The following is a 25,593-nucleotide window of genomic DNA, read 5'->3' as shown; positions in this document are numbered from 1 at the left end:
ACATGAAACACGCTAACCATAAACTCAAACGCCCCTCAATGAACCACACTTATCGTTTGGTGTGGTCGGATGCTCAACAGATGTTTATTCCCGTAGCTGAAGGCTCTTCGGCAAAAGGTAAGTCTCATGTTGCGTTGACACTGGCAACACTTTTGTTGGGTTGTTCGTTGAATGCTTATGCCATTGATTCCTCTGCACTACCTACTGGTGCGAACATCACTCATGGGTCGGCGGCTATCAGTCAGTCTGGTAACACCCTAACCATCCAACAGAACTCTGATAAGTTGATTACTAACTGGAATACCTTCAATGTCGGTGAGAATGCGACGGTGAACTTCGTTCAACCGAGTATCTCTAGTGCGTCATTGAACCGTGTGTTGGATAATAATCCAAGTCAGATTCTTGGGCACCTGAATGCGAATGGTCAGGTTTATCTAATCAATCCGAACGGCATTGTGTTTGGGCAAAACGCTCAGGTGGATGTTGGCGGCTTAATCGCCTCAACTCTGAACATCAGTGATGATGACTTTTTGAACAATAAACTGCAGTTCTCTAAAACGGACTTGAATAACGGTACCATTAAAAACCTTGGTTACATTAAAGCCCATGGCGGGATTGTCGCGCTTATCGGTCAGCAGGTTGATAATCAGGGAACGGTCTTATCGAACCAGGGCAATGTCGCTTTAGCGGCTGGTGATCAAGTCACCTTAGACTTCAGTGGTGATGGCTTGATGAAGGTGTCGGTGGATAAGGGGGTTGTGGATGCGCTTGTTCATAACGGCGGCCTGGTTCAAGCCGATGGTGGCTTAGTGGTGATGACCACTCAGGCACGTAATGATATCTATAAAAACCTAATCAATAACGATGGGATTGTTCAGGCACAAACCCTGGCGTCAAAAGATGGCAAGATTCTGTTGTTGGGGGGCATGACCAACGGCACGGTGACGGCTGCGGGCACCTTGGATGCCAGTGCCCCCACAACTGGAAATGGTGGGTTTATTGAAACTTCTGCGGCAACGGTTAAGGCACAACCTGATTTAAAAGTTACCACTCAAGCACAAAACGGTCAGACAGGTACTTGGTTGATTGACCCAAGAGACTATACCATTGCGGCTTCGGGTGGCAATATGACCGGAGCACTGTCAAGTTCAATCCTTGCAACAAGTAACATGTACATTCAGTCGACTTCCGGATCAAACCCTTCCGGTAATGGCGATATCTTTGTGAATGATACGATAACTTGGAGCAGTGGCAATTCATTACAGCTGATTGCACAACGCAATATCACCATCAACTCAACCATTAACGCTCGTGGCGGTTCAGGCGGAGATTTGTACTTAGAATATGGTCAAGGCTCAGTCACCTCCGGCAATACTGCAACCTATAGCATCAATGCACCAATCAACCTTCAAACTGGGTTCAATTTTTGGACGAAACAGGGTTCGGACGGCGCACTAACCGGTTGGAGGGTAATTACCGCTTTAGGCGCAGCAGGTAGTACCACCGGCAAGGACTTACAGGGCATAAGCGGTAATCTTGCAGGCAACTATGTGCTCGGTGCTAATATAGATGCCTCTGCTACCAGCTCTTGGAATGGTGGAACTGGGTTTTCTGCAATAGGAACAGTTTCAACACACTCATACTTTACTGGAAAGTTGGATGGCTTAGGCCACACCATCAGTCATCTAACCATCAATGACTCGTCCTCCAGTGCAAAAGGCATATTTGCTACTACTTCCGGAGCCACCATTCAGAATTTAGGGCTAGCTAACTTTAACATTACCGGAAGCGCTAATATTGGAGCCTTAGTTGGCTATGCTATGTCAACAACCATTTCAAATGTTCATGTGTCAAACACTCAAATTACAGCCACGGGCACAGCCAATGCGGGTGGTATTGCAGGGCAAGCAATCAATAACGGCAAAATATCACACTCTTATGTCGATAACACGGTAAACATCTCTGCGCCACTTGCAAGTAATGTCGGTGGCCTCGTCGGAAATAATGCCAGCAGAATCAATGAGTCCTACAGTCAAGCACAGGTTAAAGGTAAAATTTCCGTTGGTGGACTAATCGGCAAAAATGCTAATGCCATTAAAAACAGCTATGCGACGGGTAGTGTGAATAGCACGAATGGATATGTAGGAGGACTGGTTGGATTAAATGTGCGATCTTCAGACTGGACTACCACGGGCAGCATCACCAACTCCTATGCCAGTGGCTCGGTGACGTCAACGGCAACTACATATGTAGGTGGTCTAGTGGGGCAACTCTCTCAAGGAACAGTTTCCAATAGTTTTTGGGATACCTCCGTCACGGGTATATCCAGTGGAACAGGTACAGGACTAACCTCTACCGAAATGAAAAACCCATTTAAGTTCATCGACGCGGGTTGGGACTTCACCAATATCTGGGGTAAATCTAAAACGGGAAACAACAGTAACTTAATGGTGTTGAAGAATTTCGACAACACCACCTACAATTACTATGTCCGCACCAATAGCAGCTCCCAAACCTATGGCAGTTGGAACGCCAGCCCCTTCTCACTTGATGGGATTGGGGCTTCCAATGTTACCGCCTCAGTCACAACGCGGACGAATGCAGGGCAATATAATTTCAACGACACAGGTGTAGTGAACTACAGTTACAGTAAAGGAGCAGCGGCTGATTATTACTTTAACTATGGCACCGCAAAACTCACGATTGCAAAACGCTTACTGACTCTTAACTATCAAGTTGCTAATAAGACCTATGATGGCAATACGTCTGCAACTGCTTCCTTCACCGACAACCGACTCACTAATGATGTGCTGTCGATTCAAGGCACCGCTAACTTCGTTGATAAAAACGCGGGGAACAATAAAACCGTTAATATCAGTAATATCCAATTGTCGGGAACGAATGCTGGTAACTATTACTTAGCATCCACCAGCGCGACGGCTTCGGCCAATATTTTGGCGAGCAATCAATCAACAAATAATTCTTCAACGACTAGCCCAAGCGATTATCCGAAGCTTGATCCAAGCAGCAATCAGAACACCGCTTTTAATCCAGCAGATTTCTCCAATCAACCAGACAGTGCCCCAGCTCCGAATCAGACAATTAACACTCGTTCCGGCACTTCCTTCTTAAACGGCCTTGAAAACAATTATCTTTGGCGAGACCAGCGCCAAAATCCGACAACATTGAACATCTCGGGAAAAAAATGGGCTGTTAATTTTATGCAGGTCGGTCATCAGATGATATTGATGTCTCCACAAAATGAACCTTTCTCTTCTGCGGATTTACCTGAGGTATTAGAGCAAAGCAATTATCAGGATGCGGACCATGCAAAAAAAGTGGTATTCCAATTGACTGACAAAGTGGGTAACCCAATTAATGTAACAACCCATATCACTAGTGATGGTAAAGCCATTATTGATGTACCAACTCAACTCGGAAACACCTTTAAAAAAGAAGAACTTTCTTTAGTCTCGTTCGAGGCACTTAAGCAGTTGGGCGTTGATATGAGCAAAATCAGTCAAATTATTCTAAACAAAGTGGTGATTTAATAGTAGTTAACCTAGCGCGTTACCTAAAGTTTGAGAGGGTTTTTCGCCAAAGAAAGAAAAGTAGTCTTTTGAAAATTGACTGAGATGATAAAAGCCCCACTGTGTAGCAATTTCAGTGACTGTTACATCCGATCGAACAGGGTTCAACAAATCAGCCCTCGCACGATTTAAACGTTCAATACGGATGTAGGAAATTGGGGTCAAGCCATACTCTACCTGAAAGTAGTATTGCAGGGTTCGAGCAGACACTTGAAAGTATTCACACAGGTCAACGACAGAAACATTCTCTCCTTTGTGTAAACACTCATCAATATAGTGTTTTGCCTGTGTGATGATATACGACCTTCGATACCAATCTTCCATATCCAATGCATTGCCGCCAATGACAGAATCACAGGCATCCACAGCCAGAACCAGTTGATCAAGGAAAGGCTTTCTCATCTTGAGCAGGTCTTGGGTGTTGATTGTCTGACTCGCGAGAAATTGCATAACCCGAACAGACTCTGTGAGCTTTTCGATATGTTTGGCGCCTTGAAAAACCTGAAGGAAATGAGGATTGAGTTGGAAAAAAGGCTCATTTACTGTCCGAAGCTTTTCCATGAGCACATCCTGGCTTAACTTCACATAGATTGTCTCAATATCTTTCGGCGCTAAAATATCCGCCTCGGTGTCAGCCGGTAACAGATAAAGTGCGGACTTAGAGGAACCTCGATACTGTGAAAATCGCTCTAAATTGTGTTCGTTCGCAATAAAGGATAAGGTGCAAACCCCTTGCGGTGTCACTGCACTTTTGACAACATCCTGGTTTTGACATTCGTTAACCAGCAGAAAACTGCCTAAGTCTACTTCTCTATAATGTCCGAGAAAACGACCAGAACTGATTTGACGGCAACTCAGCGGTAGCCAACGTTGAAGCGCGGCTTGTTCACTGGCATCATGGATTTCACAATCCTTGAAAGTCCATGGTGGTGGGTTTAAGGGCATAAAACAAACCTATAGTGGCTGATACCCGTTTATGTAAAAACCCGAGTAATACTAGGTTATTAGTTTACTACCCTTTCAAATAAACCCCAATAAAAACCTCAATAAATATTTGATAAATAATTGTTTTTGTCCACTTTAGGCCTGACTCATATCTAGTCGTTGGGTTGTTTTTGAAGGTTTGGAACAGCAGGCATCAAAAATGCGACTATCAACCCAGTCAACATACCAAATGCAACTGGGTAGACCTCTGGCATCCAGTCAAAGTAAGAGAAAAGTACAAACGTAGAAATTCCCGATAAAATTGTGACTACTGCCCACTTTTGACCCATAGGCTGCTTCAGCGCCAGCCAAATGATCAGAGGCCCAAATGCAGAACCTAACAAGCCCCAAGCATCCAACACCATTTTGAACACAGTTTGATTGTTGGAAATAGCTATCAAGACGGCGGTCACGATAATACTGAACGTCGCGAACTTGGTTAAATACAAACTGTTTATCGGTTTTTGCGTCAAATCTCGTGTTAAAGCAGCCGAGCAGGAAAGTACCAACGAATCGACTGTTGACATGGTGGCAGCAAATAACGCAGCCAACATCAGTCCTGCAAACATTTTCGGCATCAACTCAATTGCCAGCGTTGGCAAGGCCAACTCCGCATCGAACCCTCCAGTCGTTGGAATCAACAAACGACTTAATAAACCAACGGTAACCGTCAATCCATAAAAAGCGATAAACCAAGCATAATAGTAAGCTTGCATTTCACCTGGTTTTCTTTCTGGATGTAGCGTCATAAAACGGATAACGATATGGGGCTGACCGATTACACCCATGCCACCAAACACCCAACCTATAACGAATAAAATTGCTGAAATACCAGTCATTCCCTCGGGAAACCAGTGCATATAATGAGGAGACACAGCGTGTAATTGCGACAAAATTTCCGGCAAACTTCCTAAAGCAGTGATTCCGAAAAATACCATCAAAATCATACCGGTAATCATCACAACCGACTGAGCCGCATCCGTCCAGATTGAGGCTCTCAACCCACCCGCCAAACTGTAAGCAAAAATAATGGCTGCGGCCAAGAAAATCCCGGTTTGCGAAGACCAGCCCAGTAAGACTTGTGTAGCTTTGGTACCGGCTTTCAATTGTGCAGCGGCATAGACAACCAAAAAAACAATCGTCAACAACCCAATCAATTGTCTTAATCTATGTCCCTTTGGCGATTGATGATGCCCCATCCAGTTCAACAACAAACCGCCAAAGGAATGCACGCCATCTTTTTGGGCATGATTTTGAATCGCACCGACTGTCGTGCGTTGTGCGAGCATATCCCCGACAATCCAACCAATCATCAACCAAATCGATGACAACCCCATACTGTAGGTTGCACCAATCATTCCGATAAACATAAACCCACTATTGTTGGTAGCGACTGCGGATAGTCCGACGAGCGCTGGATGCACTTGTTTACCTGCTACAAGATAATCCTCTGTGGTGTTTTTGGAAAAGAAATAGGTCGCCACCCCAATCAAAAAGAACAGGCCAAGAAAAAAGAGAAAGGTTATTAAAATCATAATGCCGTACTTTTAGGTTTTGGGTTGTGGTGTGTCTGACTCGCCTTGCACATTTTCACCACCAATACTCAATAGTTCTTTGAATTTTGGATTGTCGAGTAGACTTGCAAATATGGGATCATTGACGACTTCGTCTGCCATCCCTTCGGCATCCTTGAGCGCTTTTTCAAGATTTGATAAAGCTTCATTGGGTTGATCAAGTAAGGTATAGGCACCTGCAAGCTGATAGAACGCATGCTTGTTTTCCGGATCAACACTCAATGCCTGATTACACAAATTTATCGCCCATTGTGGTTCATCCATTTCTAGCGCAACGTCGGCCTTATAGGTCATGGCTTCACCATTTTCCGGATCCAACTCCAAAATCTGGTCATAGATATCCAAGCGATTACTCAATATCTGTTCCTGGCCGGCTTTCAACCAGAGACTATGAATATCCTGATGTTGTTCCAGCTTCTTCTGCGCATTGTAGATACCGACGGATTTCTTTTGTAGGTCTTGTTCCAGCTTAGCTAACCGGCCTTCATACTGTGACACCACCGCATTAACTTTAGAATCCGCAAGGTTAAGTACTCGCTCCTTAACTTCCCGTAAAGAAGTCCAACCAACCAGTAGCAACACCGAACTGATCCCGGCGATCAAATAAAAGAAATAGGTGACAGTATCCGTCGCATAGTTGACTGCACGATTGGTTGCCGTTAATTCGCGATCGGTAACTTCTTTGGTCATATCCACCCGCAGATTATTCATATCGACACGCAATTGCTTAAGGTCATCCAATACATACCTTTCAATAAACGGCGTATATAAAGGTTTTTTCAGGTGATCGACCGCTTTTTCCACCTGTTTATCTTGTGCAGATGATGCAACCTTAGCTGACTGCGCAGAAGTATCTGCCGCCAAAACAGCATTACTCATCATGAGTAAACCCGCTAGTAACATCCCTGTTTTAATGACACTATTTAGTGTTCCCATATCGCTTTTCCATGATTATGAACTTCGATTAAACTTTCATGCAGTCGTTTAACCGCACGCTCAAAATCTTGCTCTCTGACCAAAAATTGCATCTCTACCTGACGTAAGTTTTGATGCAACGCTTGAATATTGATATCCGCTTCATATAAGGTCTGTACCGCTTTTGCCAATAGACCTTTTATACGCATATCACTACCCATGGCAGAAACTAAAGAAACCTTACTAGTCGAGATTTTTGCCGTAGGTAAACGTTCCCCTAATTGGGTAGCCAAACGCTTAGTGACTTTCAAAGAAGCTTGTAAATATAACGTGATGGTATTGGCATTAAAATCTTTGGTCAAAACTTGGCATTTCATACGTTGTGTAATGTCCAAAACAGCTCTTTCATACTCGGCTTGCTGACCCATCATTTCCGGATCAAAGATTTCTAATGCGAGAATCTTGTGACGGCCAGCAATAATTTCCACTTGAGGGAACTGACTGACATAATCTTCTCGAATAATCGTACCGTGATGGTCTGGCTCAAACGTGTTTTTAATCAGCAGCGGAATCTGCGCTTGGCGAAGCCCTTTCGCCGCTTTTGGATGAATAGCTTCCATACCCAGATTTGCCAATTGGTCTGCAATGTCATAATTGGTTTTACCAATAGGAACCGCTTGATCTTCACCCACTAAGCGTGGGTCTGCACTACTCAGGTGATACTCTTTATGAATAACCGCTTGGGTCGCTTGACACAAAACAGCAATACGACTGAACGTCATTTCACTATAACCACGATCAAACGTATTCATCAGATCTTCTTCACAGTGCGCATAGCCGGTGACAATCGGCAACACTTTGTCAAAATCTAGATCACAAAGCTTGTTACGAATCACTTCATCCAATGGCAGTTTTTCATCATCCTGCCAGCCAGTTAAATCAACCCAGCATGTATTGACACCTTCGGCTTGCAAAAGCTTGGTCAAGTTCCAGGCACTATGCGCTTCCCCAATACTGGCAAGAAGCTCTCGAACCGTGAGCAAATGATCGTCTAATGTAAAATGTCCATGAAGACAAAGGTTCTGCAAGTGTGACAGCAATTTCTCGGTGTGCTTAATACGCTCAATAATGAATGCATTTGCTGATGCTTTTAAATCTGCATCCTCAAAAAGTTCATCATTAAATGCCTGCATTTTCTCCGACAGAGCTTCCAAAGCATCTCGCCAAGATATTTCTTCATCTTCTAGGCCATCATCATCTGCATCATTATGCGCAAACAATGCGTAAACACCCGGTTGCCCGGTCTTTTTGTGCTCAAGAAGATCATTCGTCATGCCGCCATAGGCGGACACAACAAGAATGCGTTGATAAGGACTCTCAGGATAAAGAACAATATTGTCCCGAACCGCTTGATAGTCACTCATCGACGTACCGCCGATTTTCTCGACGCTTAACAGCCTACCGTCAGATTGTTCTTTTTTTTGTGACATGACGAGTGATTATTCCTTTACCAACAGGTAAGAACCATCTTCATCATGTTGTTCACGCCCAGTAACTGGCGGATTAAAGGCACAAACAAGACGAAGTTCAGATCCTTTATTTGCACTCAGGATATGGCGGTCATGCTCGTTTAATGCGTAAATCGTTCCTTCACGAATAGGGTGAGTAATGCCCGTAGCTTTATCATAAATCTCACCTTCTCCGGCAATACAATAAACCGCTTCCAAATGGTTTTTGTACCAGAAATGGCAAACTTCACCTTCTTTGATAATGGTGTCGTGGAAAGAAAAACCCATACCGTCTTTTGCCAGCAATAAGCGACGACTGGTCCATTGTTCGGAATCAACATCCGCATCTGTGCCGATAATGTCATCATATAAATTTCTTACAATCATGGTTTTCTCCTATTTTTATAGAGTAAAAATTCGTTGTTAATAGTAGGTATAAAAATTAAGCTTTTGACAGCACTTTTGTCGTGGCTGATTCCAAAATATCAAACCCTTCGTCGATCAACTCTGGGGTGATAATCAATGGACCTAAAAACTTAATAACTTCACCATCGGCACCTGCGGTTTCTACCACCAAGCCATCGTTAAAGGATTGTTCACAAATACTCGACGCAAGTTCTGGATCTCTAAATTCAGCTCCCCAGATCATGCCGTGACCACGGATCTCACGAATCGCTTTTGGAAACTTCAATGCAAGGCTCTGCATACGCTGTTGCACGTGATCTGACTTTTGCTTGATTTCTTTGCGAAAATCTTCATTCGACCAATAATGATCAATTGCCGCTTTTGCTGCGACAAACGCTAAGTTGTTACCACGGAAGGTTCCCGAGTGCTCACCTGGACTCCACTTATCCAACTCAGGCTTCATCAATACAATCGACATAGGGTGACCAGAACCAATCGATTTCGACAAAGTCACGATATCCGGCACAATACCAGCACGCTCAAAACTGAAGAAATCACTTGAACGTCCGTTACCTGCCTGAATGTCATCAACAACCAATAGGATGTCGAAGTCATCACAAACTTTACGTAAATCTTTTAGCCAGGGTTCTCCGGCAACGTTAATACCACCTTCTGCCTGAATGGTTTCCAATACAATCGCCGCAGGTAACTCAGTACCACTTGACGCATCTTCCAAAATTTTTCTCAAATACGCGATGGTATCGACCTTATCGCCTAAATAGTTATGGAAAGGTACCTGAGTGGTATAACCAGGCACACCATAACTTTCATCGTGGTAATAGCTGTTACCAGTAATACTTAACGACCCCATCGACATACCGTGGAAACCGTTAGTGAAAGACATTACTTGTTTACGCCCTTTGACCTTACGAGCGATTTTCAGCGCCGTTTCAATCGCGTTGGTACCAGTTGGGCCGACAAACTGGATTTTGTAATCCAACTTTCTTGGTAGCATGATATTGTTAACGAAAGACTCTATAAAATCGCGTTTCGCAACAGTCGCCATATCAAGTGCATGACCAATACCGTCACGCTGTAAGTAGCCAATAACGGCTTCATTAATGATCGGGTTGTTATGCCCGTAGTTCAAAGCACCAGCACCCGCGAAGAAATCGATATAACGCTTACCGTCTTCTCCCCAGATTTCAGCCATTTTCGACTTGTCAAAAAGTGTTGGAAAAGAGCGAATATACCCTCTCACTTCCGATTCATATTTACTAAAGATACTGAGATTTTCAGCTGTCATATTAATATCCTTTTCTATTCTTGCTATGGAATAAAGTTTTAAATTTATAATTGTGATTACTGACAATAAGTCATTAAATTTTGATGATTTGGCGCAGCTAATCTATAAAGCTCTTCATCTTCATGCCCCAAGCCAGAAAAATGCACTTCTGTCAGAAATGGCTCTACGGAAATCTCTAACTTTTTACTTTCAGCAAAACCTTTAAACAAAGCTTGAGAAGCTTTATTAGAGGGGCTAATGGTGCACTGTATTTCAGTGACATAACTGTTTTGCTGGTTTTCCAAAAGCTGAATCAACAGACGCTTAGCCATACCTTGCCCTCGCGCCCTTTCATCAACCGCAACCTGCCAAACGAATAACGACCTTGGTTCTTGCGGCAAATAATAAGCCGACACAAACCCAACCAGATCACCATCTAATTCTGCGACAACACAGGTGTCTGCAAAATGTGAGGCCTGAAGAAAGTAGAGATAACTTGAGTTTAGATCCAACGGCGGGCAACGTTGGATAAGGCGAAAAATAGCTTCACCGTCTTCAAGTGTGGGTTTTCTTAACCGAATAGGATTATTCATTGTTGAATTAAGTGGTTTGGTATGACTCTCCATACAGATAAGCCTTATTAGTTGAGTTGCGTTTAGGTTCAGCAACCAATCGCAGCAATAGAGAAGCAATAACAGACGTCACTATTGGCTTGGAGACTATGGTAATTAAGCGGAAAATAAGCTTCCTATTCGATTTCGAATAAGCAAAATCTAACAAACAGGGGATTGGCTTATGGCTTGACCATACGATTGATTCCTCCGGACGTGTCCTTTGGATTAGACTCGATTCTTTTTGACATAAAGAAATGCCTTGCAAAGAATCTAAAGAAGAAAAGCGCCTAGAAAAGTTCCACAGGATTGTATTTTGGAATTTCTTACCTGCCGGTGATCGTTCACTTGCAAGCAGTGCTTTTAAAACTGAGATAATTTAACCTTTTGGGTTATTTAATTGCTGCGCATTGTACCAAATAACGCCTCATACCGCAAGTTTTAGGGAAAAATTCATATTTTTGTCACAAAAAATACACCCTTTAGTAAACATGAAATCAAATTTAACAATTAAAAATATACAAATTAGGGACGAAATAACATCTCTAATAACTAAGCATAGTTTCTCTTATGGGCTTTAGGGTAAGCACACTAATGATGCTACATGTAGCAATTGCCTAACCCAAGTTTACACACCCAAACATAACCTTATTTCCAAATCACAATATTAATAGCTAAAAACTATCACTATGTTAAAAACATTTAATTTTACTTAATACAACACCTTCTCTAAAATGACTCCTGAAGCTATGTTTTTTCATCTATACACAATTTATTTCTAGGAGTTTTTATGCCGTTTGAAAATCGCGAAGGACAAAAAGTACCAAGTGTTGTTTGGCCAACCCGCCAAGGTGGTGATTGGGTTAATGTAAACAGTGATGACATCTTTAAAGGTCGTACTGTCGTCGTTTTTTCACTACCAGGCGCCTTTACACCGACTTGTTCATCCACTCACTTGCCACGTTTTAACGAATTAGCACCTGTTTTCTTTGAAAACGGTGTTGATGAAATCGTTTGTATGTCGGTTAACGACACATTCGTTATGAACGAATGGGCAAAAGACCAAGAGTCTAATAATGTAACTTTGATCCCTGATGGTAACGGTGAGTTTACTGCTGGCATGGGACTATTGGTTGATAAATCTGACCTAGGTTTCGGTAAGCGTTCATGGCGCTATTCAATGCTAGTGAAAGATGGTGTCGTTGAAAAAATGTTTATCGAACCAGAAGTACCTGGCGACCCATTTGAAGTATCTGATGCCGACACTATGTTGAAGTACATCAACCCTAATGCTTCTGGTAGCAAGGTAGCAACTGTGTTCACTAAACCAGGCTGTCCTTTCTGTGCAAAAGCGAAAGCAGCACTTGAAGATGCGGGCATTCCTTATGAGGAAATTACTATTGCGAATGCGGGTGTGACATCTCGTACCCTTCGAGCAATCGCTAATGCGGATACAGTGCCACAAATTTTCATCGAAGGTGAATACATTGGTGGTTCTGACGATCTAGAAGCTTATTTAGCTAAATAAGCAGATCGCATACAAAATCTGCCAGGCTGGGTTATGAAGGACCTACTACCCCACCCTGGCAGATTTTCATCTTTCACAAACCAGGCGTTTTATTTCGAAGCCAGAGCCATTCTTTTAGCGACAAAAAAGATATCTCTCTGTCTCCGTGATAGAATTTCTACCCCAAATTAACCAAAACCTCTAACTAACTTGTCAGGAGATCACCATGCAATACGACTATGACTTAATCGCAATCGGTGCAGGTAGTGGCGGCTTATCCGTCGTTGAACGCGCCGCAGAATACGGTAAAAAATGTGCCGTCGTTGAAGCGAAAAAGCTGGGTGGTACCTGCGTCAATATCGGTTGTGTGCCGAAAAAAGTTATGTGGTTTGGTGCACATATTGCCGAAGCTATTCGTGATGCGAAAGACTATGGTTTCGATATTGAAAAGAAAGGCTTTGACTGGGCAGAGTTGGTTAAACGCCGTGAACAATATATCAGCAACATTACCACTTGGTATGGCGGTTATATGAAAGATAAAAACGTCGATGTCTTAGAAGGCTGGGGCCATTTCGTCAATAAGCACACAGTAGAAGTAAACGGCAAGCAGTATACGGCAGAAACGATTGTCATCGCGCCTGGCGGTAAACCGCTTATCCCTAATGAAACCGAAAATGCTGACTTGGGCATCACGTCCGACGGCTTCTTTGCTTTGACCGAGCAGCCGAAAAAAGTTGCGGTAATCGGAAGTGGTTATATCGCGGTGGAAATCGCTGGCGTATTGCAGGCTTTGGGCACAGAAACCAGCTTGTTGAGCCGTAAAGACTTAGTCTTACGCGGCTTTGATGACATGGTACGTGAAACCTTGACGGATGCGATGATCGAAAGTGGTATTCATAAAGAATATCATTTCAGTGTAAAAAAACTGAACCGTGAAGCTGATGGCACCATCAGCATCGAATCGGAAGACGGGCAACGTTTAGAAGGCTATGACCAAGTGGTTTGGGCGGTGGGACGTGAAACGCTTATCGAACCTTTAAAACTGGCGAACATCAGCCTTGAAGTGAACGGTAAAGGCTTTATCGACGTGAACGATAAGCACCAAACTTCTGTGCCGAATATCTATGCCATTGGTGATGTCACAGGCCAAGCACAACTAACGCCCGTTGCCATCCGCGCTGGACGCTACTTGGCTGAACGTTTGTACAACAACCAACCTGACATTAAGATGGATTTGAGCAAAGTCCCAACGGTGGTTTTCTCACACCCACCAATTGGTACCATTGGTTTGGCCGAACATGACGCCCGTCGTGAATATGGGCATGACAATGTTCAAGTTTATACGTCTGTGTTTACACCTATGCGTTATGCCTTTACCGAACATCAAATCAAAACCGCATTGAAATTGGTTTGTGTTGGTGAAGAACAACGTGTGGTCGGTATCCACATCGTCGGAGACGGTGCAGACGAGATGCTACAAGGCTTTGCCGTTGCTGTTCAAATGAACGCAACCAAAGCAGATTTGGACGCAACTATCGCCATTCACCCAAGTTCTTCGGAAGAATTGGTCACCATGCGGCCTATGATTTTGAAGTAAGATTTCTTCAGTAGTTGACCTAACCTTGTCGGATAAGTTGAATCCGACAAGCTGTTCCCTGTAGAATTGAGCTACCAAGGAATAGGTACCTACTATTATGTTGAACTTACATTCCCCTTTTGCTAGCAAGAAAAAGGCTTTACCCTCTCGACTGACAGAAAAGCAACTTGTCAAACGACTGGAATTACCAGAAGGGTCTGAAGTTACCCAGCTTGAAAATGCTTTTTATGACAGTACTCACGATATCTACATCATCCGTGACGTGGATGCCTCATCACCTTCCTGCGTTGTTAAAGTCCTCCGACCAACAGCCTTAAAAGAAAGTCGCTTTTGGGAATTGATGCATGATTGCTTCAATGCAGGACTAATCGCACAAACCGCCTGTTTCTATGCCACTTACCCTTTAATCAAGGAAATAAGTCCTTTAACAATTCCAACACTCAAACAGCAAATCATAGAACCAGACCTTCCCGAATCACCAAAAAACTCAGGCCTTTATCTAACCCAAGCTTACTTCTTGGAAGGCTCTGCCATTACAAATGTAACGCCAGAAATGGTACAAGATTTAGCCAAGCACATGGCCTGCTTACACCTGAGTGAGTCTGATCATTTCGGTACGATTGATGAGCCTATTGCTCCCTGCCTGCATGATTGGCCAAGCCACCTTAAGCGGGTTATGGGAAAACACATGGAAAATTCCCCTGAAATTCCGCAGTACACGCGGCAGCGCATATTGGCACAAATCGAATCTCAATTTCAAACAAATGAATTCTGTTTAATTATGCCGGATTTGCGTTGGGATCAATTTCTTGAAAAAGACAACAAACTCTTCGCGCTAACTGATTTAGATGCCATCGTTTATGGCCCCAAAGAGTTGGATTGGGTATTATTGGAATATTTGCTGTCGCCAACTCAAGCAGAAATGTTTTTACAGGAATACACGCAGTTTTTAGCCGTACCGGATCTGACTGAAGTCCGTGACGTTTATCGAGTTCTACTCTATATGATGAATGTACTCGGAGAAACCGATTTTGAAGCCTGGATGAAGCAACCGAAGTTATTCAACGCTCTCAGCTACTGATTTCGTTTGCGCTTGTCTATAAAGCTGCAGCCACTCAAAAAAGCCTATAATCACCATCACAACATACACCGCCATTAGCACCATAGTGAAGTAAAACCCGGTTTGCCAATACAATGCAATCGCAGCACCATCCACAACTACCCAATAGAGCCAGTTTTCCAACACTTTTCGCGCGGTCAAAATCGTCGTTAATACTGAAAACACGGTTACGCCTGCATCAAGATAAGGCATTTTAGAGGTGCCTGTGTGGATTAAATAGGCCGCTATCAAACCGCTGATCAACACACCGAAACCAATCAACAATAGATGAGTTTTCCAACTTAGGCGATGAATATCTACATGCGTTTCTTCTGTTTTCGGGCGACGCCAAAGCCAAAAGCCGTAAACCGCCATACCCAAATAGAACACATTCAACAACGACTGCAAAGGCAGTTGACCTTCCCAAAAGATGACGGTGTAAATCAACGTGCTTACAAACGCACAAGGCCAAGCCCAAATGGACTCCTTAATCGCCAATGTAAGGTAAGCCAAACCAAGCAAAGTTGCCACAGCTTCCCAGCCGGACATCGCCTGAGCGGATTGAATGATTTGGTCAATAAAACTCATTGGCGCTTATTCGCTACAAGCATCAATACGTGCTTTGGAGCGATCCGTACCAATCAACTTCAACACAAAAACCGTTTTGGGTTGTTTGGCCAAAACCGCTTCCACTTCGTCCGTCATCATCGACATCAAAGTACGAAACTCGCCAAACACCTGTGTGCTCATGGCATTACGTGCCACCCGTATGTCTTTGTGGGTTTCCAATTGATCGATAAAATCGATGATTGGCTGGCAATAATCTTCCTGCAATGGATACATAGAGATTTCAATCGATGCTTGCATGCTTTGCTCCTAAATTAGAAATAAATGCGCGTGGTCAAACCAAACTGTCTTGGATCACCCAAACGGATGTATTTTTTTGATGGCCCAAGCGGATTATAACTGGCATCTGTCGGCCCGTTGTAGAAGAAGAAACCGCGTGTTGCATAACGCTGATCGGTCAGGTTTTTCACCCACAAACTGACATCCCAGTTTTTCGCTTCATAGCCGACACGCGCATTGATGAGCTGATAAGGCTCCGATTTCGCGTTGTTGGAGTTACTGAAATAAAATGCATCCATCCCCGTGTATTCAAGGCGTGCGACATAACCATGACTACGATACTGCCCACCCACCAAGAACTGATAATTTGGCGCATGAGGTTGCTGGCGATTATCGATCGAGAAAGCGCCAGATGCAGAAGTCCCTTTAACCGTTGTATTCAACAAACCAAGATTGGCAAACGTTTTCCATTGGTTTGTCACTTGCCAGTCCATCTGACCTTCTAAACCATAGTTGGTCGCTTTATCAAAGTTTTCGGTATAGAACACATAGTTGTTACCCACATAGGTATAGCCGTCAAACTGTGGATTTTGTCTATCCATATAGAACAAGCTGACTTGGGTTTTCAAACGGTTATTCGCCAAGTGCATACGATGACCAACTTCATAGCTCATCGCCGTTTCAGTTTTGTAATAGGTCAAACTGGCTTTATTTGAAGGCAAACCTGGGTTAAATCCACCGGCCTTGTAACCTCTTGCAATAGAAACATATGCCGACTGGTGCTCAGACAAGGTACGAGTCAAACTGATGTTTGCACCGGTTAGGGTTTCATTCGGTGAAAAAGATTCCGGTGTATTGCTGGTGAATTTTGATTGATGGTTTTCAACACGCAACCCCGTAGTTAAAACGGTTTTAGCGCTCAAATGCGTATCCAGTTGCCCAAAACCAGCCAACTTGTTTACTGTGTAGTCGGTTTTGGTATCCACACCGTAATTATCGGTTGTGTGATTATTCTCTTCTAAATGAAGTCCATACAGCCCAAACAACCAGTCTGAACTTTTATTCAGAATACGCGCATTAGGCTGTGACACCCAACGAAGTTCCTGGCTAACCGTCTTACGGTTTTTGATGTTTTTATAAAAATAAGCATTATCCAAAACCGTTGTGCCATTCACATTAGTGTAATAGCCCGGATATGCCCAATCGCCATCATAGCTATATTCCATATCGGAATTGCCCGCTGTCGTGGTACTGATTAAGGTCGCTTGCTTTCCGAAATACTGGAACTTCACCACACCGGCATCTGTTTTCTGCGTGTCTTTACCTGGCTGGTTAGACAAAGTCGTAAAGGAGTTATCCAAAGACCAAGCATCATAACCATCATTGTAATCGGCATGCATCAAGGTCAAATCCAGCTGTGATTTTGCCGACGGGAAGAAACGTAACTTACCGCGCGCATTCAACTCATCATGCTTATTGGTGTCATTGCGGTTCAAATAAGCGTCATGGCGAAAGCCGTCATCATAGTGTTTTTGAATGGCTACACGATACTGTGGGCTGTCCTTTTTACTGTTAAAAGGGCCGCTAGTCATAACACCCAACTCCTTCATATTGTCCTGACCAACGGAAGCCTCAACCATACTTTCTTTATAGGGAGTTGGATCATTGGTCTGGATATTAATCAGACCAGCGATTGCGGTATCGCCATAACGTGTGCTTTGCGGCCCACGCAATACTTCTACCTGCTTGGCATCAAACAGATTCGACACCATGCCGATTCCACTGAAGTCGATACCGTCAATCGCCAAACCAACACTCGGGTTCGGTGCACCGGTGTAATCATCACGCTCACCCATACCGCGAATCTGGATATGCTTGGCACGCGCATCCTGTCCGGCAAAGTTGACGTTTGGCGTTTGCAACAACACATCTTCCAATTGATTTGCACCTCTGTCTGTCAGATTTGCAGAATCCATCACCGTGGTACTGACCGGCACTTTACTTTCTTCCGCACCACGCAAATCTGCCTGCACGGTGACAGGAGCCAACTTAGTTTCGTTGGTTTCGGTTGAATGGGTTTTATCGTCCGCATAAACATTAGTTGCCAAAACAGCAGCGGAGAGCAAAGAAAATGAGTATCGGATAAATGAGTTTGCGTTGTGGATTTTCACCAAAGCTTCCTTTTAAAACAATTTAGAACAGGAAGCAAAAGCGATAACGCGAAGATTCAACGTTTGACTAGAGACTGCCCGTTCCTACGCCAGTATTAACTGGATCAGGTTCAAGGGTCCCTATTCAGGTCTCAGGCCAACAACGGCCGCCCCTCGGCATCATAAAATTTGGATTGATTTAAATATCAATAAGTTGGCGCATTATAGAGTGGTTTGTACACTAACGCAAATGAAAAGCGCCTGACAAGATCTGCCAGGCTGGGCTTAGAAAGAGATTACTTAATTCGTGTCATTTTGCCTAAAGGCGATTCAACCGTATCTTTATCTAAAAAGATATAGGTTTGAGTCATGCCTTTTGCCATGCCGCTTTCATAGGTAACAAGCACTTTGTGAGGTTCGACTTTGTAGCTGGCTTTCTCAACAATTTTATTGGTTTCCGTTTCACCCTTGCGGAAAGTCATGACCGTATCGACAATACCCGTAACATGCCACTTGCCTTTTAATGGCCCGGGATCACTATCGGTAGAGGAACAACCACTTAAAAGGCCAAATATTAAAAATATTGTTAATCCCAAAATAGGCTTTATTGCAGACAATTTCTTCATGTTTTTAACCACTAATGTTTAGAAAATAGACTCTCGTCTATTTTCACTGATTTGGCGATATGAAAGTTTAAGAGAGTCTGACGCCTTTAACTTTGTCGTGAGAAAGGCTTTCGCTATTTGAATACTTTCGCTCAAAGGTTTACCTTTCGCCAAATATGTCGCTATCGCTGAAGAAAGCACACAGCCCGTACCGTGCGTATGTGACGTTCGCACTCTTTCGGCATAAAATGCTTCGGGCGATGCCTGCGGTTGAAGCAAATAATCCGTGCAATCATCACCCACCGAATGCCCGCCTTTAATGACGGCAGCTTTCACATTCATTTGCCAAAGCTGGTTTGCAATGTCGTTCATTTCTGCGTCTAAACCTAGATAAGATGAGGTCAACAGACTGTTTAATTCAGGAAGATTCGGTGTAATCACATCCACTCTAGGGAAAAGTTCTTTAATCAAAACTGCCAGCGCATCAGGCGATAGCAACTCTCTACCACTTGAGCTGACCAAGACCGTATCCAGCACGATGTTCTTTAATGAATATCGTTCAAGTATCTCTGCTACGCAGTGAACCACTTCGGCATTAGCTAGCATCCCTATTTTCACCGCATCAACTTCAACATCATCCAGCAAAACTTCTAACTGTTTTTGCAATGCCTCAACGGCAGTGGGAAACACCCCAAACACGCCTTGAGAGTTTTGTGCCGTTAACGCTGTTGGCACGCTCAGCGCATAACCACCCAATGCATGAATGGTTTTTGCATCCACCTGAATACCAGCGCCACCATAAGGGTCGGAGCCGGCAATAGTCAGTACCACTGGAGTTTTAGTCATGCGCTTTTCCTTGCCAAGATGTTTCAAAGACAGTAACCAAGTGTTTCAACTTTTCAACGTCAATGCGTGGATCAGTATTTGAAACCTGAACGGCACCAATCATCGCCACACCCTCCACACCAGTTTCCACCACTTTTGATAATTTGTCATCATCAATCCCCCCTATCGCCACGACTGGAATTTTAACCTTTGTCACCCATTGCGAAAGGCACGATAAACCCGTTGTTTCATAGTCCAACATTTTACTTTGGGTTTCAAACACTGGGCCTATGGCAATGTAAGATGGCTTAACCGACAGGGCAAAAGTCATTTCACTTTGCGTATGGGTGCTGATACCCAGCCTTATGTCTGATGACCGTAATTTTAGCCAATCCTTTTCCGATAAGGCCTCACAATCTTCTTGCCCCAAATGCACACCATAAGCGCCTAGGGCAATGGCTTCTTGCCAAGCATCGTTAATAAACAACCTGGCTTTGAATTGCTCAGCGAGTTTTATCGCTAGAGCAATTTCCGCACGCAAGGCATCGCCAACCAAATCTTTTATACGTAACTGCGCAGTTGAAATGCCGTTTTCAAACAACGTAACCAACTTCTCGGCTCGATCAACCAAAGGGTAAATACCTAAAGGCATTTCACCGCAATCAGGAAAAGGTTTCATGTGAAACTCCTAAAAAGATTAAAAATCTGCCAGGCTGGGTTTGAAACATCCTCCCCCCCAGCCTGGCAGATATTTACTTTTGATGCCAAAACGGCGTTCCTATAACCGGTGTGGAAGGCGAGGCAAAATCACGCTCTTGCATCGCACCCGATTGACGACCCAACCAACCAGCTTGCACAGCAGATTTAAAAGCGGATGCCATCTGTACCGGTTGCTGAGCCAAAGCAACTGCCGAGTTCAACAACACACCGTCATAACCCAACTCCATTGCCTGCACTGCATCCGATGGTTTGCCAATGCCTGCATCGACAATCAACTGTAAATCTGGGAAACGCTCTCGAATCGCTTTCAGATTATAAGGATTCATCAATCCTTTGCCTGAGCCGATAGGCGAACCCCAAGGCATTAAAATACGACAGCCTACTTCGACCAGCCGCTTCGCCAATACCAAGTCATCCGTCGTGTAAGGAAAGACTTCAAAACCATCCTTAACCAATACTTCAGCCGCTTTAACCAACTCGAATGGATCAGGTTGTAGGTTGTATTCATCGCCAATAACTTCCAGCTTAATCCAATTAGTCTGGAAAACTTCTCGCGCCATCTGCGCGGTGGTAATCGCTTCTTTGGCAGAATGACAGCCTGCGGTGTTGGGCAAAATCGCCAAGTCCAGCTCTCGAATCAATTGCCAAAAAGCTTGCCCAGCGGCATCGCCCGCAGCTTGTCGACGCAAGGAAACGGTAACGATGCCCGCACCGGATGCACGAATGGCATCCTGCATCACTTGCGGTGAAGGATATAGTGCTGAACCGATCAGTAAACGGCTATTCAGTGTTTTACCACCGATTTGCCACGGTGAATCTAACATTTTCATCCTCCCTGCATGGGGGCGACCACTTCAATTTGGTCACCGCTTTCTATTTGCTGTGTTTCATACTGGCTACGCGGCACAAACGTATCATTCATAGCCACGGCAAATCCCGTGTTCTCGTATCCCAATCGCTCCAAAAACACAGAAAGCCTTTCACCTGCCTCACACTGGATGGGTTCCCCGTTAAGTGAAACTTCAATTTGTTTTTCCATTAAATGGATTCCTTAAAACTTTGCTGAATGGCTTTTTCCGCCATTGCTGGCGACAATAAATAGCCGTGACGATACAAGCCGTTAACTCGTGCAATGCCTTTAGCAACATCAACTCTTGGCAAATTGTCTTTTAATGCTGGACGACAATTGGTCAATTGCTTAACAATACGCGCCTCACCAAAACCGCTGTGTACGCTGTAAACCGCTGACAAAAGCTCCAAACTGGAGCGCACCGACATCGGGCTTTTATCCTCGCTTTCAATCTCGGTCGCCCCCACCACATAGCGGTGATTCGGGCGAGGTACGATATAGATTCGATAACGCGGATGCATCAAGCGCACAGGGCGCGTCAAATTAACTTCTGGCGCATCGAGCCAAAAGACTTCACCTCGTACACCACGTAAATCCGACATCTCCGGCTTAGCTCCCAAACCTCGACTATCAAACGCCCAATCGAACTCGAATGCTTTATCCGCTACGATTAAACCTGATGAGACGGCTTTCACGGCCACCTGTGAATACCAAGTTACATTTGGATGCGACAATAAATACTCTGCCGATGCTGCCATAAAGGCTTGTGCATTCACCTGACCTTCCGCTGGCAAAAAAAAGCCTTTTTTGTGATGACTTAAATCTGGCTCCAGCTCTGCCAATCGAGCTTGGTTTAAGGTTTCAATATCTTCGGCAGCCGGCACTTTGGTACGAAGCTGACGAATAAAGCTTTCTAGCTCCGCTTCATCTGCAGGATGTGCAGTAATAATCGAACCTTTGTATTGAAAGGCACCAGTAGCGTCATCCAACCCTACTTGCGCCAGCAATGCCGGCCAAAGCTGAATGGACCTTTGACCAGAATCAAAAATAGCCGATTCTGCCGTCTCCAGTTCAGCAAAGGGGGCAAGCATACCCGCAGCGGTTAAACCTGCAGCATTTTCACCCTCCGGCGTATCCGAATCAAACAGCGTGAGATGGTGCCCCTGACGCAACAGCATCAGAGCCAGCACACGCCCAACCAAGCCCGCGCCTGCAATTCCGATATTCATGTGTATCGCCTATGCTTTTTTGGTGATATCTTTAACATTGATATAGACTTCACCGCCCTTTTCCATAAACTCAGCAGACTTCTCTTGCATACCTTGTTGCAAAGCTTCGTTTTCAGTCATACCTTGCGCCGCAGCATAATCACGAACGTCTTGTGAAATCTTCATTGAACAGAACTTTGGCCCGCACATGGAGCAGAAGTGTGCCACTTTTGCAGAATCTCTCGGCAAGGTCTCATCGTGGAAAGCTCGGGCTTTTTCAGGATCTAATCCCAAATTAAATTGATCTTCCCAACGGAACTCAAAACGTGCTTGAGACAATGCATCATCACGCGAACGAGCACCAGGATGCCCTTTTGCAATATCCGCAGCATGTGCCGCCAACTTGTAGGTAATCAATCCTTCTTTCACATCATCTCGATTCGGCAAGCCCAAGTGTTCCTTTGGCGTGACATAGCACAACATCGCCGTACCGAACCAACCGATCATTGCCGCACCAATCCCAGAGGTGATGTGGTCATAGCCCGGTGCGATATCCGTCGTCAGCGGTCCAAGCGTATAGAAAGGCGCTTCGTGACAGTATTCCAACTGCTTTTCCATATTCTCTTTAATCATGTGCATCGGTACATGACCTGGGCCTTCGATAATGGTTTGCACATCATGCTCCCAGGCGATTTTCGTCAACTCACCTAGAGTTTCCAACTCAGACAATTGCGCTTCGTCATTAGCATCGGCCACCGAACCAGGGCGCAGCCCATCGCCCAACGAGAAAGACACATCGTAGGCTTTCATGATTTCGCAGATGTCTTCAAAATGAGTGTAAAGGAAGTTTTCTTTATGATGGGCGATACACCATTTCGCCATAATCGAGCCACCACGGGAGACGATTCCTGTGACGCGTTTTGCCGTCATCGGCACATAGCGCAACAACACACCGGCATGAATGGTGAAATAATCGACACCCTGCTCAGCTTGTTCGATCAAAGTATCACGGAAAATTTCCCAAGTGAGATCTTCAGCAATCCCGTTGACCTTCTCAAGCGCTTGGTAAATTGGTACGGTACCGATTGGTACTGGCGAGTTACGCAAAATCCAGTCACGAGTAGTATGGATATTTTTACCGGTAGACAAGTCCATTACAGTATCCGCACCCCAACGAGTTGCCCACACCATTTTCTCCACTTCTTCGGCAATTGACGAAGTGGTCGCAGAGTTACCTATATTGGCATTCACTTTGACCAGAAAATTGCGCCCGATAATCATCGGTTCACTTTCTGGGTGGTTGATATTACATGGAATCACCGCACGCCCTTCGGCAACTTCTTTGCGTACAAATTCAGGGGTAATATCTTCTAATAAGTTAGCGCCAAAGTTTTCGCCCTTTAAACGTTGCTCACGCTCCGCATCGTTCAGATATCGACGAGTCATCTCGCGGTTTTGGTTTTCACGGATGGCGATAAACTCCATCTCAGGCGTGATGATACCTTGGCGAGCATAGTGCATTTGCGTGACGTTTTGGCCTGCTTTTGCTCTTAAAGGCTTGCGAACCAAGCTGGATGCACCGGCAATTGCAGTCTCCATTTGCGTGCGGTTTTTGTACCCATTGTCTTTCGGGTCGATAATACGTCCTTCATAGGCTTCAACATCACCACGGCTTTCAATCCAGCTTTTACGGATAGCAGGCAAACCTTTTGCCACATCAATATCCAGTGACAAATCGCTATAAGCGCCCGAAGTATCGTAAACACTAAAAGCCTCACCATTGGTTAGCGAAATTTCTCGCATCGGCACACGGATTTCAGGATGAATTTCACCCGGCACATAGATTTTTTGGGAGGCTGGAAGCGGTGTTCTAGTCAGAATTTCATTTGATGCAGGGAGTGCATCTTTAAAAGGTGTTTGTTTTGTTGTCATTGCGTTTTTCTCACTTAGTTCAAAAAGTGTTGGAAAAACCGCGTAATCAGAGTAAATAAAACCCTACCAAAACCTATATGATTCGGCACAATCAAGAGTCAATGAATAAACGATGATAATTTGGATCACTTTAATGCTTATTCATCTCTTCTTGATTGAAGGTTTATAAGTCATCAAAGTGGCGAGCCGGAACGGCTGTTTACTTGGAGTTCTCTTCCCTACGCTGGTCTTAACCAGTTCAAGTTCAACGGGTTTAGCTTGCGCAGTCTCAGCTTCGTTCAATTTCCAGATTTTAAACCTGAATTTAACGTCGCACCCCGAGAGATGTCGTATTAGCATAACAAAAAGGCTTCCCATCCACCATCTATTTTTCCCTTTCCAGAACAACATTTTCGATGAGATGCATTTGGCAGCCTATATGCTAAAATGCTTAATAGTCTAACAGTAGGGTGTTGCCTCTTATGTCAATCGTAAGAAAAACATATGTTGTTTTCACATTATTTGTCTTTACTGCCTTTCTCTTACTGTTTGGTTGTGATCGCCAACATGACTCGCAATTTGAACCCCTGTATTCTCAACACCCCCCACTTAAAAAAGACATTTTATTATTTGGTGTTCATCCGCTTCACAATCCTAAACGTCTATTTGAAGTCTACCAACCGATGATTGACTACATAAACCAACATTTGAATGGCGTAAAACTAAGATTGGAAGCTTCTCGCAGTTACTCAGCTTTTAATAAAAAACTATTTTCCGGCCATTTCGATTTTGCACTACCAAATCCCTACCAAACCGTCAAAGCAACTGAACACGGCTACCGTATTTTCGGCAAGATGGGGGATGACAATAACTTCCGAGGCATTATTCTGGTTAGGAAAGACAGTAATATTGAAAAAGTATCTGACCTGAAAGGAAAAACGATCTGCTACCCTGCACCAACGGCTCTAGCGGCAACAATGATGCCCCAATGGTATCTTTATCAACATGGCATCGACGTCAATAAAGATATTAAAAACCTCTATGTAGGTTCTCAAGAGTCTTCCATCATGAATGTTTATCTAGGCAAGGCTGCTGCTGCTGCAACCTGGCCACCACCTTGGCAGGCTTTTATAAAGCAGCGCCCCGAGGTAGCCCAGCAGGTTGAAGTCAAATGGCAAACACCACCACTGCCTAACAACGGCTTAGTGGTCAAAAATGATATCCCCGAAGCGCTTGTAAAACAGGTCAGTCAGGTTATTTTCAATTTGCAGAACACGGCAAAAGGTAAAAAAATCCTACAACGCATGGAATTAAGCCGCTTTGAACCTGCAAGTAATCAAACTTATGACTCGGTAAGAGTCTTTTTGAAAAAATTCGCGGCTGAAGTCCGCCCTATACGTTAA

22 protein-coding genes and 2 riboswitches are annotated in these 25,593 nt (G+C 44.2%); of the genes, 5 read left to right on the top strand and 17 right to left on the bottom strand.

The window, feature by feature from the left end; genetic code table 11:
* Positions 1-2 precede the first annotated feature (2 nt).
* Complete coding sequence (locus N745_RS11505) at positions 3-3,551, top strand: two-partner secretion domain-containing protein (protein ID WP_051453354.1); 3,549 nt, start codon at positions 3-5, stop codon at positions 3,549-3,551.
* 6 nt (positions 3,552-3,557) lie between these two features.
* On the opposite strand, the gene N745_RS12140 is transcribed toward N745_RS11505, so the two are convergent.
* The 7 genes from N745_RS12140 to ectA form a co-directional block, all read right to left on the bottom strand.
* On the bottom strand, positions 3,558-4,535 hold the full coding sequence (locus N745_RS12140; RefSeq protein WP_024850183.1) for a helix-turn-helix domain-containing protein: 978 nt from the start codon (positions 4,533-4,535) through the stop codon (positions 3,558-3,560).
* A gap of 152 nt (positions 4,536-4,687) precedes the next feature.
* Positions 4,688-6,109, bottom strand: a complete 1,422-nt coding sequence (locus N745_RS0100485; RefSeq protein WP_051453353.1) for a sodium/proline symporter — start codon at positions 6,107-6,109, stop codon at positions 4,688-4,690.
* A 12-nt stretch (positions 6,110-6,121) separates the two neighbouring features.
* A complete protein-coding gene (locus N745_RS0100480; RefSeq protein WP_024850181.1) occupies positions 6,122-7,084 on the bottom strand; it encodes a tetratricopeptide repeat protein in 963 nt (320 codons plus the stop codon).
* On the bottom strand, positions 7,072-8,553 hold the full coding sequence (locus tag N745_RS0100475; RefSeq protein ID WP_024850180.1) for an aspartate kinase: 1,482 nt from the start codon (positions 8,551-8,553) through the stop codon (positions 7,072-7,074). The genes N745_RS0100480 and N745_RS0100475 overlap by 13 nt, the downstream gene beginning before the upstream one ends.
* A gap of 9 nt (positions 8,554-8,562) precedes the next feature.
* The gene (locus tag N745_RS0100470; protein ID WP_024850179.1) at positions 8,563-8,958 is read right to left on the bottom strand and encodes an ectoine synthase; all 396 of its coding nucleotides are present in this window, start codon (positions 8,956-8,958) and stop codon (positions 8,563-8,565) included.
* A gap of 55 nt (positions 8,959-9,013) precedes the next feature.
* A complete protein-coding gene (gene ectB, locus N745_RS0100465) occupies positions 9,014-10,282 on the bottom strand; it encodes a diaminobutyrate--2-oxoglutarate transaminase (RefSeq protein ID WP_024850178.1) in 1,269 nt (422 codons plus the stop codon).
* 56 nt (positions 10,283-10,338) lie between these two features.
* On the bottom strand, positions 10,339-10,887 hold the full coding sequence (gene ectA / locus N745_RS0100460; RefSeq protein WP_024850177.1) for a diaminobutyrate acetyltransferase: 549 nt from the start codon (positions 10,885-10,887) through the stop codon (positions 10,339-10,341).
* 775 nt (positions 10,888-11,662) lie between these two features.
* Between ectA and N745_RS0100455 the strand changes: the two genes are divergently transcribed.
* From N745_RS0100455 to N745_RS12135, 3 genes are all read left to right on the top strand, one after another.
* Positions 11,663-12,400 carry a glutathione peroxidase gene (locus N745_RS0100455; RefSeq protein WP_024850176.1) on the top strand — a complete coding sequence of 246 codons (738 nt, stop codon included), beginning with the start codon at positions 11,663-11,665 and terminating at the stop codon, positions 12,398-12,400.
* Between the two features lie 205 nt (positions 12,401-12,605).
* Positions 12,606-13,976, top strand: coding sequence for a glutathione-disulfide reductase (gorA, locus tag N745_RS0100450; RefSeq protein WP_024850175.1), 1,371 nt, complete (start codon positions 12,606-12,608; stop codon positions 13,974-13,976).
* Between the two features lie 97 nt (positions 13,977-14,073).
* A complete protein-coding gene (locus N745_RS12135) occupies positions 14,074-15,057 on the top strand; it encodes an aminoglycoside phosphotransferase/kinase family protein (RefSeq protein ID WP_024850174.1) in 984 nt (327 codons plus the stop codon).
* Here N745_RS12135 and pnuC read toward each other — a convergent pair.
* From pnuC to thiC, 10 genes are all read right to left on the bottom strand, one after another.
* Positions 15,034-15,663 (bottom strand): nicotinamide riboside transporter PnuC, encoded by a 630-nt coding sequence (gene pnuC / locus N745_RS0100440; RefSeq protein ID WP_024850173.1) that lies wholly within the window; start codon positions 15,661-15,663, stop codon positions 15,034-15,036. The two genes, N745_RS12135 and pnuC, sit on opposite strands and share 24 nt — an antisense overlap.
* A gap of 6 nt (positions 15,664-15,669) precedes the next feature.
* On the bottom strand, positions 15,670-15,942 hold the full coding sequence (locus N745_RS0100435; protein ID WP_024850172.1) for a hypothetical protein: 273 nt from the start codon (positions 15,940-15,942) through the stop codon (positions 15,670-15,672).
* 14 nt (positions 15,943-15,956) lie between these two features.
* Positions 15,957-18,092, bottom strand: coding sequence for a TonB-dependent receptor (locus tag N745_RS0100430; RefSeq protein WP_096761352.1), 2,136 nt, complete (start codon positions 18,090-18,092; stop codon positions 15,957-15,959).
* A 63-nt stretch (positions 18,093-18,155) separates the two neighbouring features.
* Positions 18,156-18,256: riboswitch (TPP riboswitch) on the bottom strand.
* A gap of 111 nt (positions 18,257-18,367) precedes the next feature.
* Positions 18,368-18,697, bottom strand: coding sequence for a hypothetical protein (locus N745_RS12130; protein WP_024850170.1), 330 nt, complete (start codon positions 18,695-18,697; stop codon positions 18,368-18,370).
* Between the two features lie 18 nt (positions 18,698-18,715).
* Positions 18,716-19,522 carry a bifunctional hydroxymethylpyrimidine kinase/phosphomethylpyrimidine kinase gene (gene thiD, locus N745_RS0100420; protein WP_024850169.1) on the bottom strand — a complete coding sequence of 269 codons (807 nt, stop codon included), beginning with the start codon at positions 19,520-19,522 and terminating at the stop codon, positions 18,716-18,718.
* Positions 19,515-20,180: a thiamine phosphate synthase gene (locus N745_RS0100415; protein ID WP_024850168.1), complete on the bottom strand. Its 666-nt coding sequence runs from the start codon at positions 20,178-20,180 to the stop codon at positions 19,515-19,517. The genes thiD and N745_RS0100415 overlap by 8 nt, the downstream gene beginning before the upstream one ends.
* 73 nt (positions 20,181-20,253) lie before the next feature.
* Positions 20,254-21,045: a thiazole synthase gene (locus N745_RS0100410; RefSeq protein WP_169729902.1), complete on the bottom strand. Its 792-nt coding sequence runs from the start codon at positions 21,043-21,045 to the stop codon at positions 20,254-20,256.
* Positions 21,046-21,047: 2 nt separating this feature from the next.
* Positions 21,048-21,260 carry a sulfur carrier protein ThiS gene (thiS, locus tag N745_RS0100405; RefSeq protein WP_038070523.1) on the bottom strand — a complete coding sequence of 71 codons (213 nt, stop codon included), beginning with the start codon at positions 21,258-21,260 and terminating at the stop codon, positions 21,048-21,050.
* Positions 21,260-22,300: an FAD-dependent oxidoreductase gene (locus tag N745_RS0100400; protein WP_024850165.1), complete on the bottom strand. Its 1,041-nt coding sequence runs from the start codon at positions 22,298-22,300 to the stop codon at positions 21,260-21,262. The genes thiS and N745_RS0100400 overlap by 1 nt, the downstream gene beginning before the upstream one ends.
* A 9-nt stretch (positions 22,301-22,309) precedes the next feature.
* Complete coding sequence (gene thiC / locus N745_RS0100395) at positions 22,310-24,211, bottom strand: phosphomethylpyrimidine synthase ThiC (protein ID WP_024850164.1); 1,902 nt, start codon at positions 24,209-24,211, stop codon at positions 22,310-22,312.
* Between the two features lie 198 nt (positions 24,212-24,409).
* A riboswitch (TPP riboswitch) is annotated at positions 24,410-24,541 on the bottom strand.
* A 131-nt stretch (positions 24,542-24,672) separates the two neighbouring features.
* Here thiC and N745_RS0100385 point away from each other — a divergent pair.
* Positions 24,673-25,593 carry a phosphate/phosphite/phosphonate ABC transporter substrate-binding protein gene (locus N745_RS0100385; RefSeq protein WP_024850162.1) on the top strand — a complete coding sequence of 307 codons (921 nt, stop codon included), beginning with the start codon at positions 24,673-24,675 and terminating at the stop codon, positions 25,591-25,593.

The sequence above is a fragment of the Hydrogenovibrio kuenenii DSM 12350 genome (assembly GCF_000526715.1).
Taxonomy (GTDB): Bacteria; Pseudomonadota; Gammaproteobacteria; order Thiomicrospirales; family Thiomicrospiraceae; genus Hydrogenovibrio; species Hydrogenovibrio kuenenii.
This window is presented reverse-complemented; position numbering and strand designations above follow the sequence as displayed.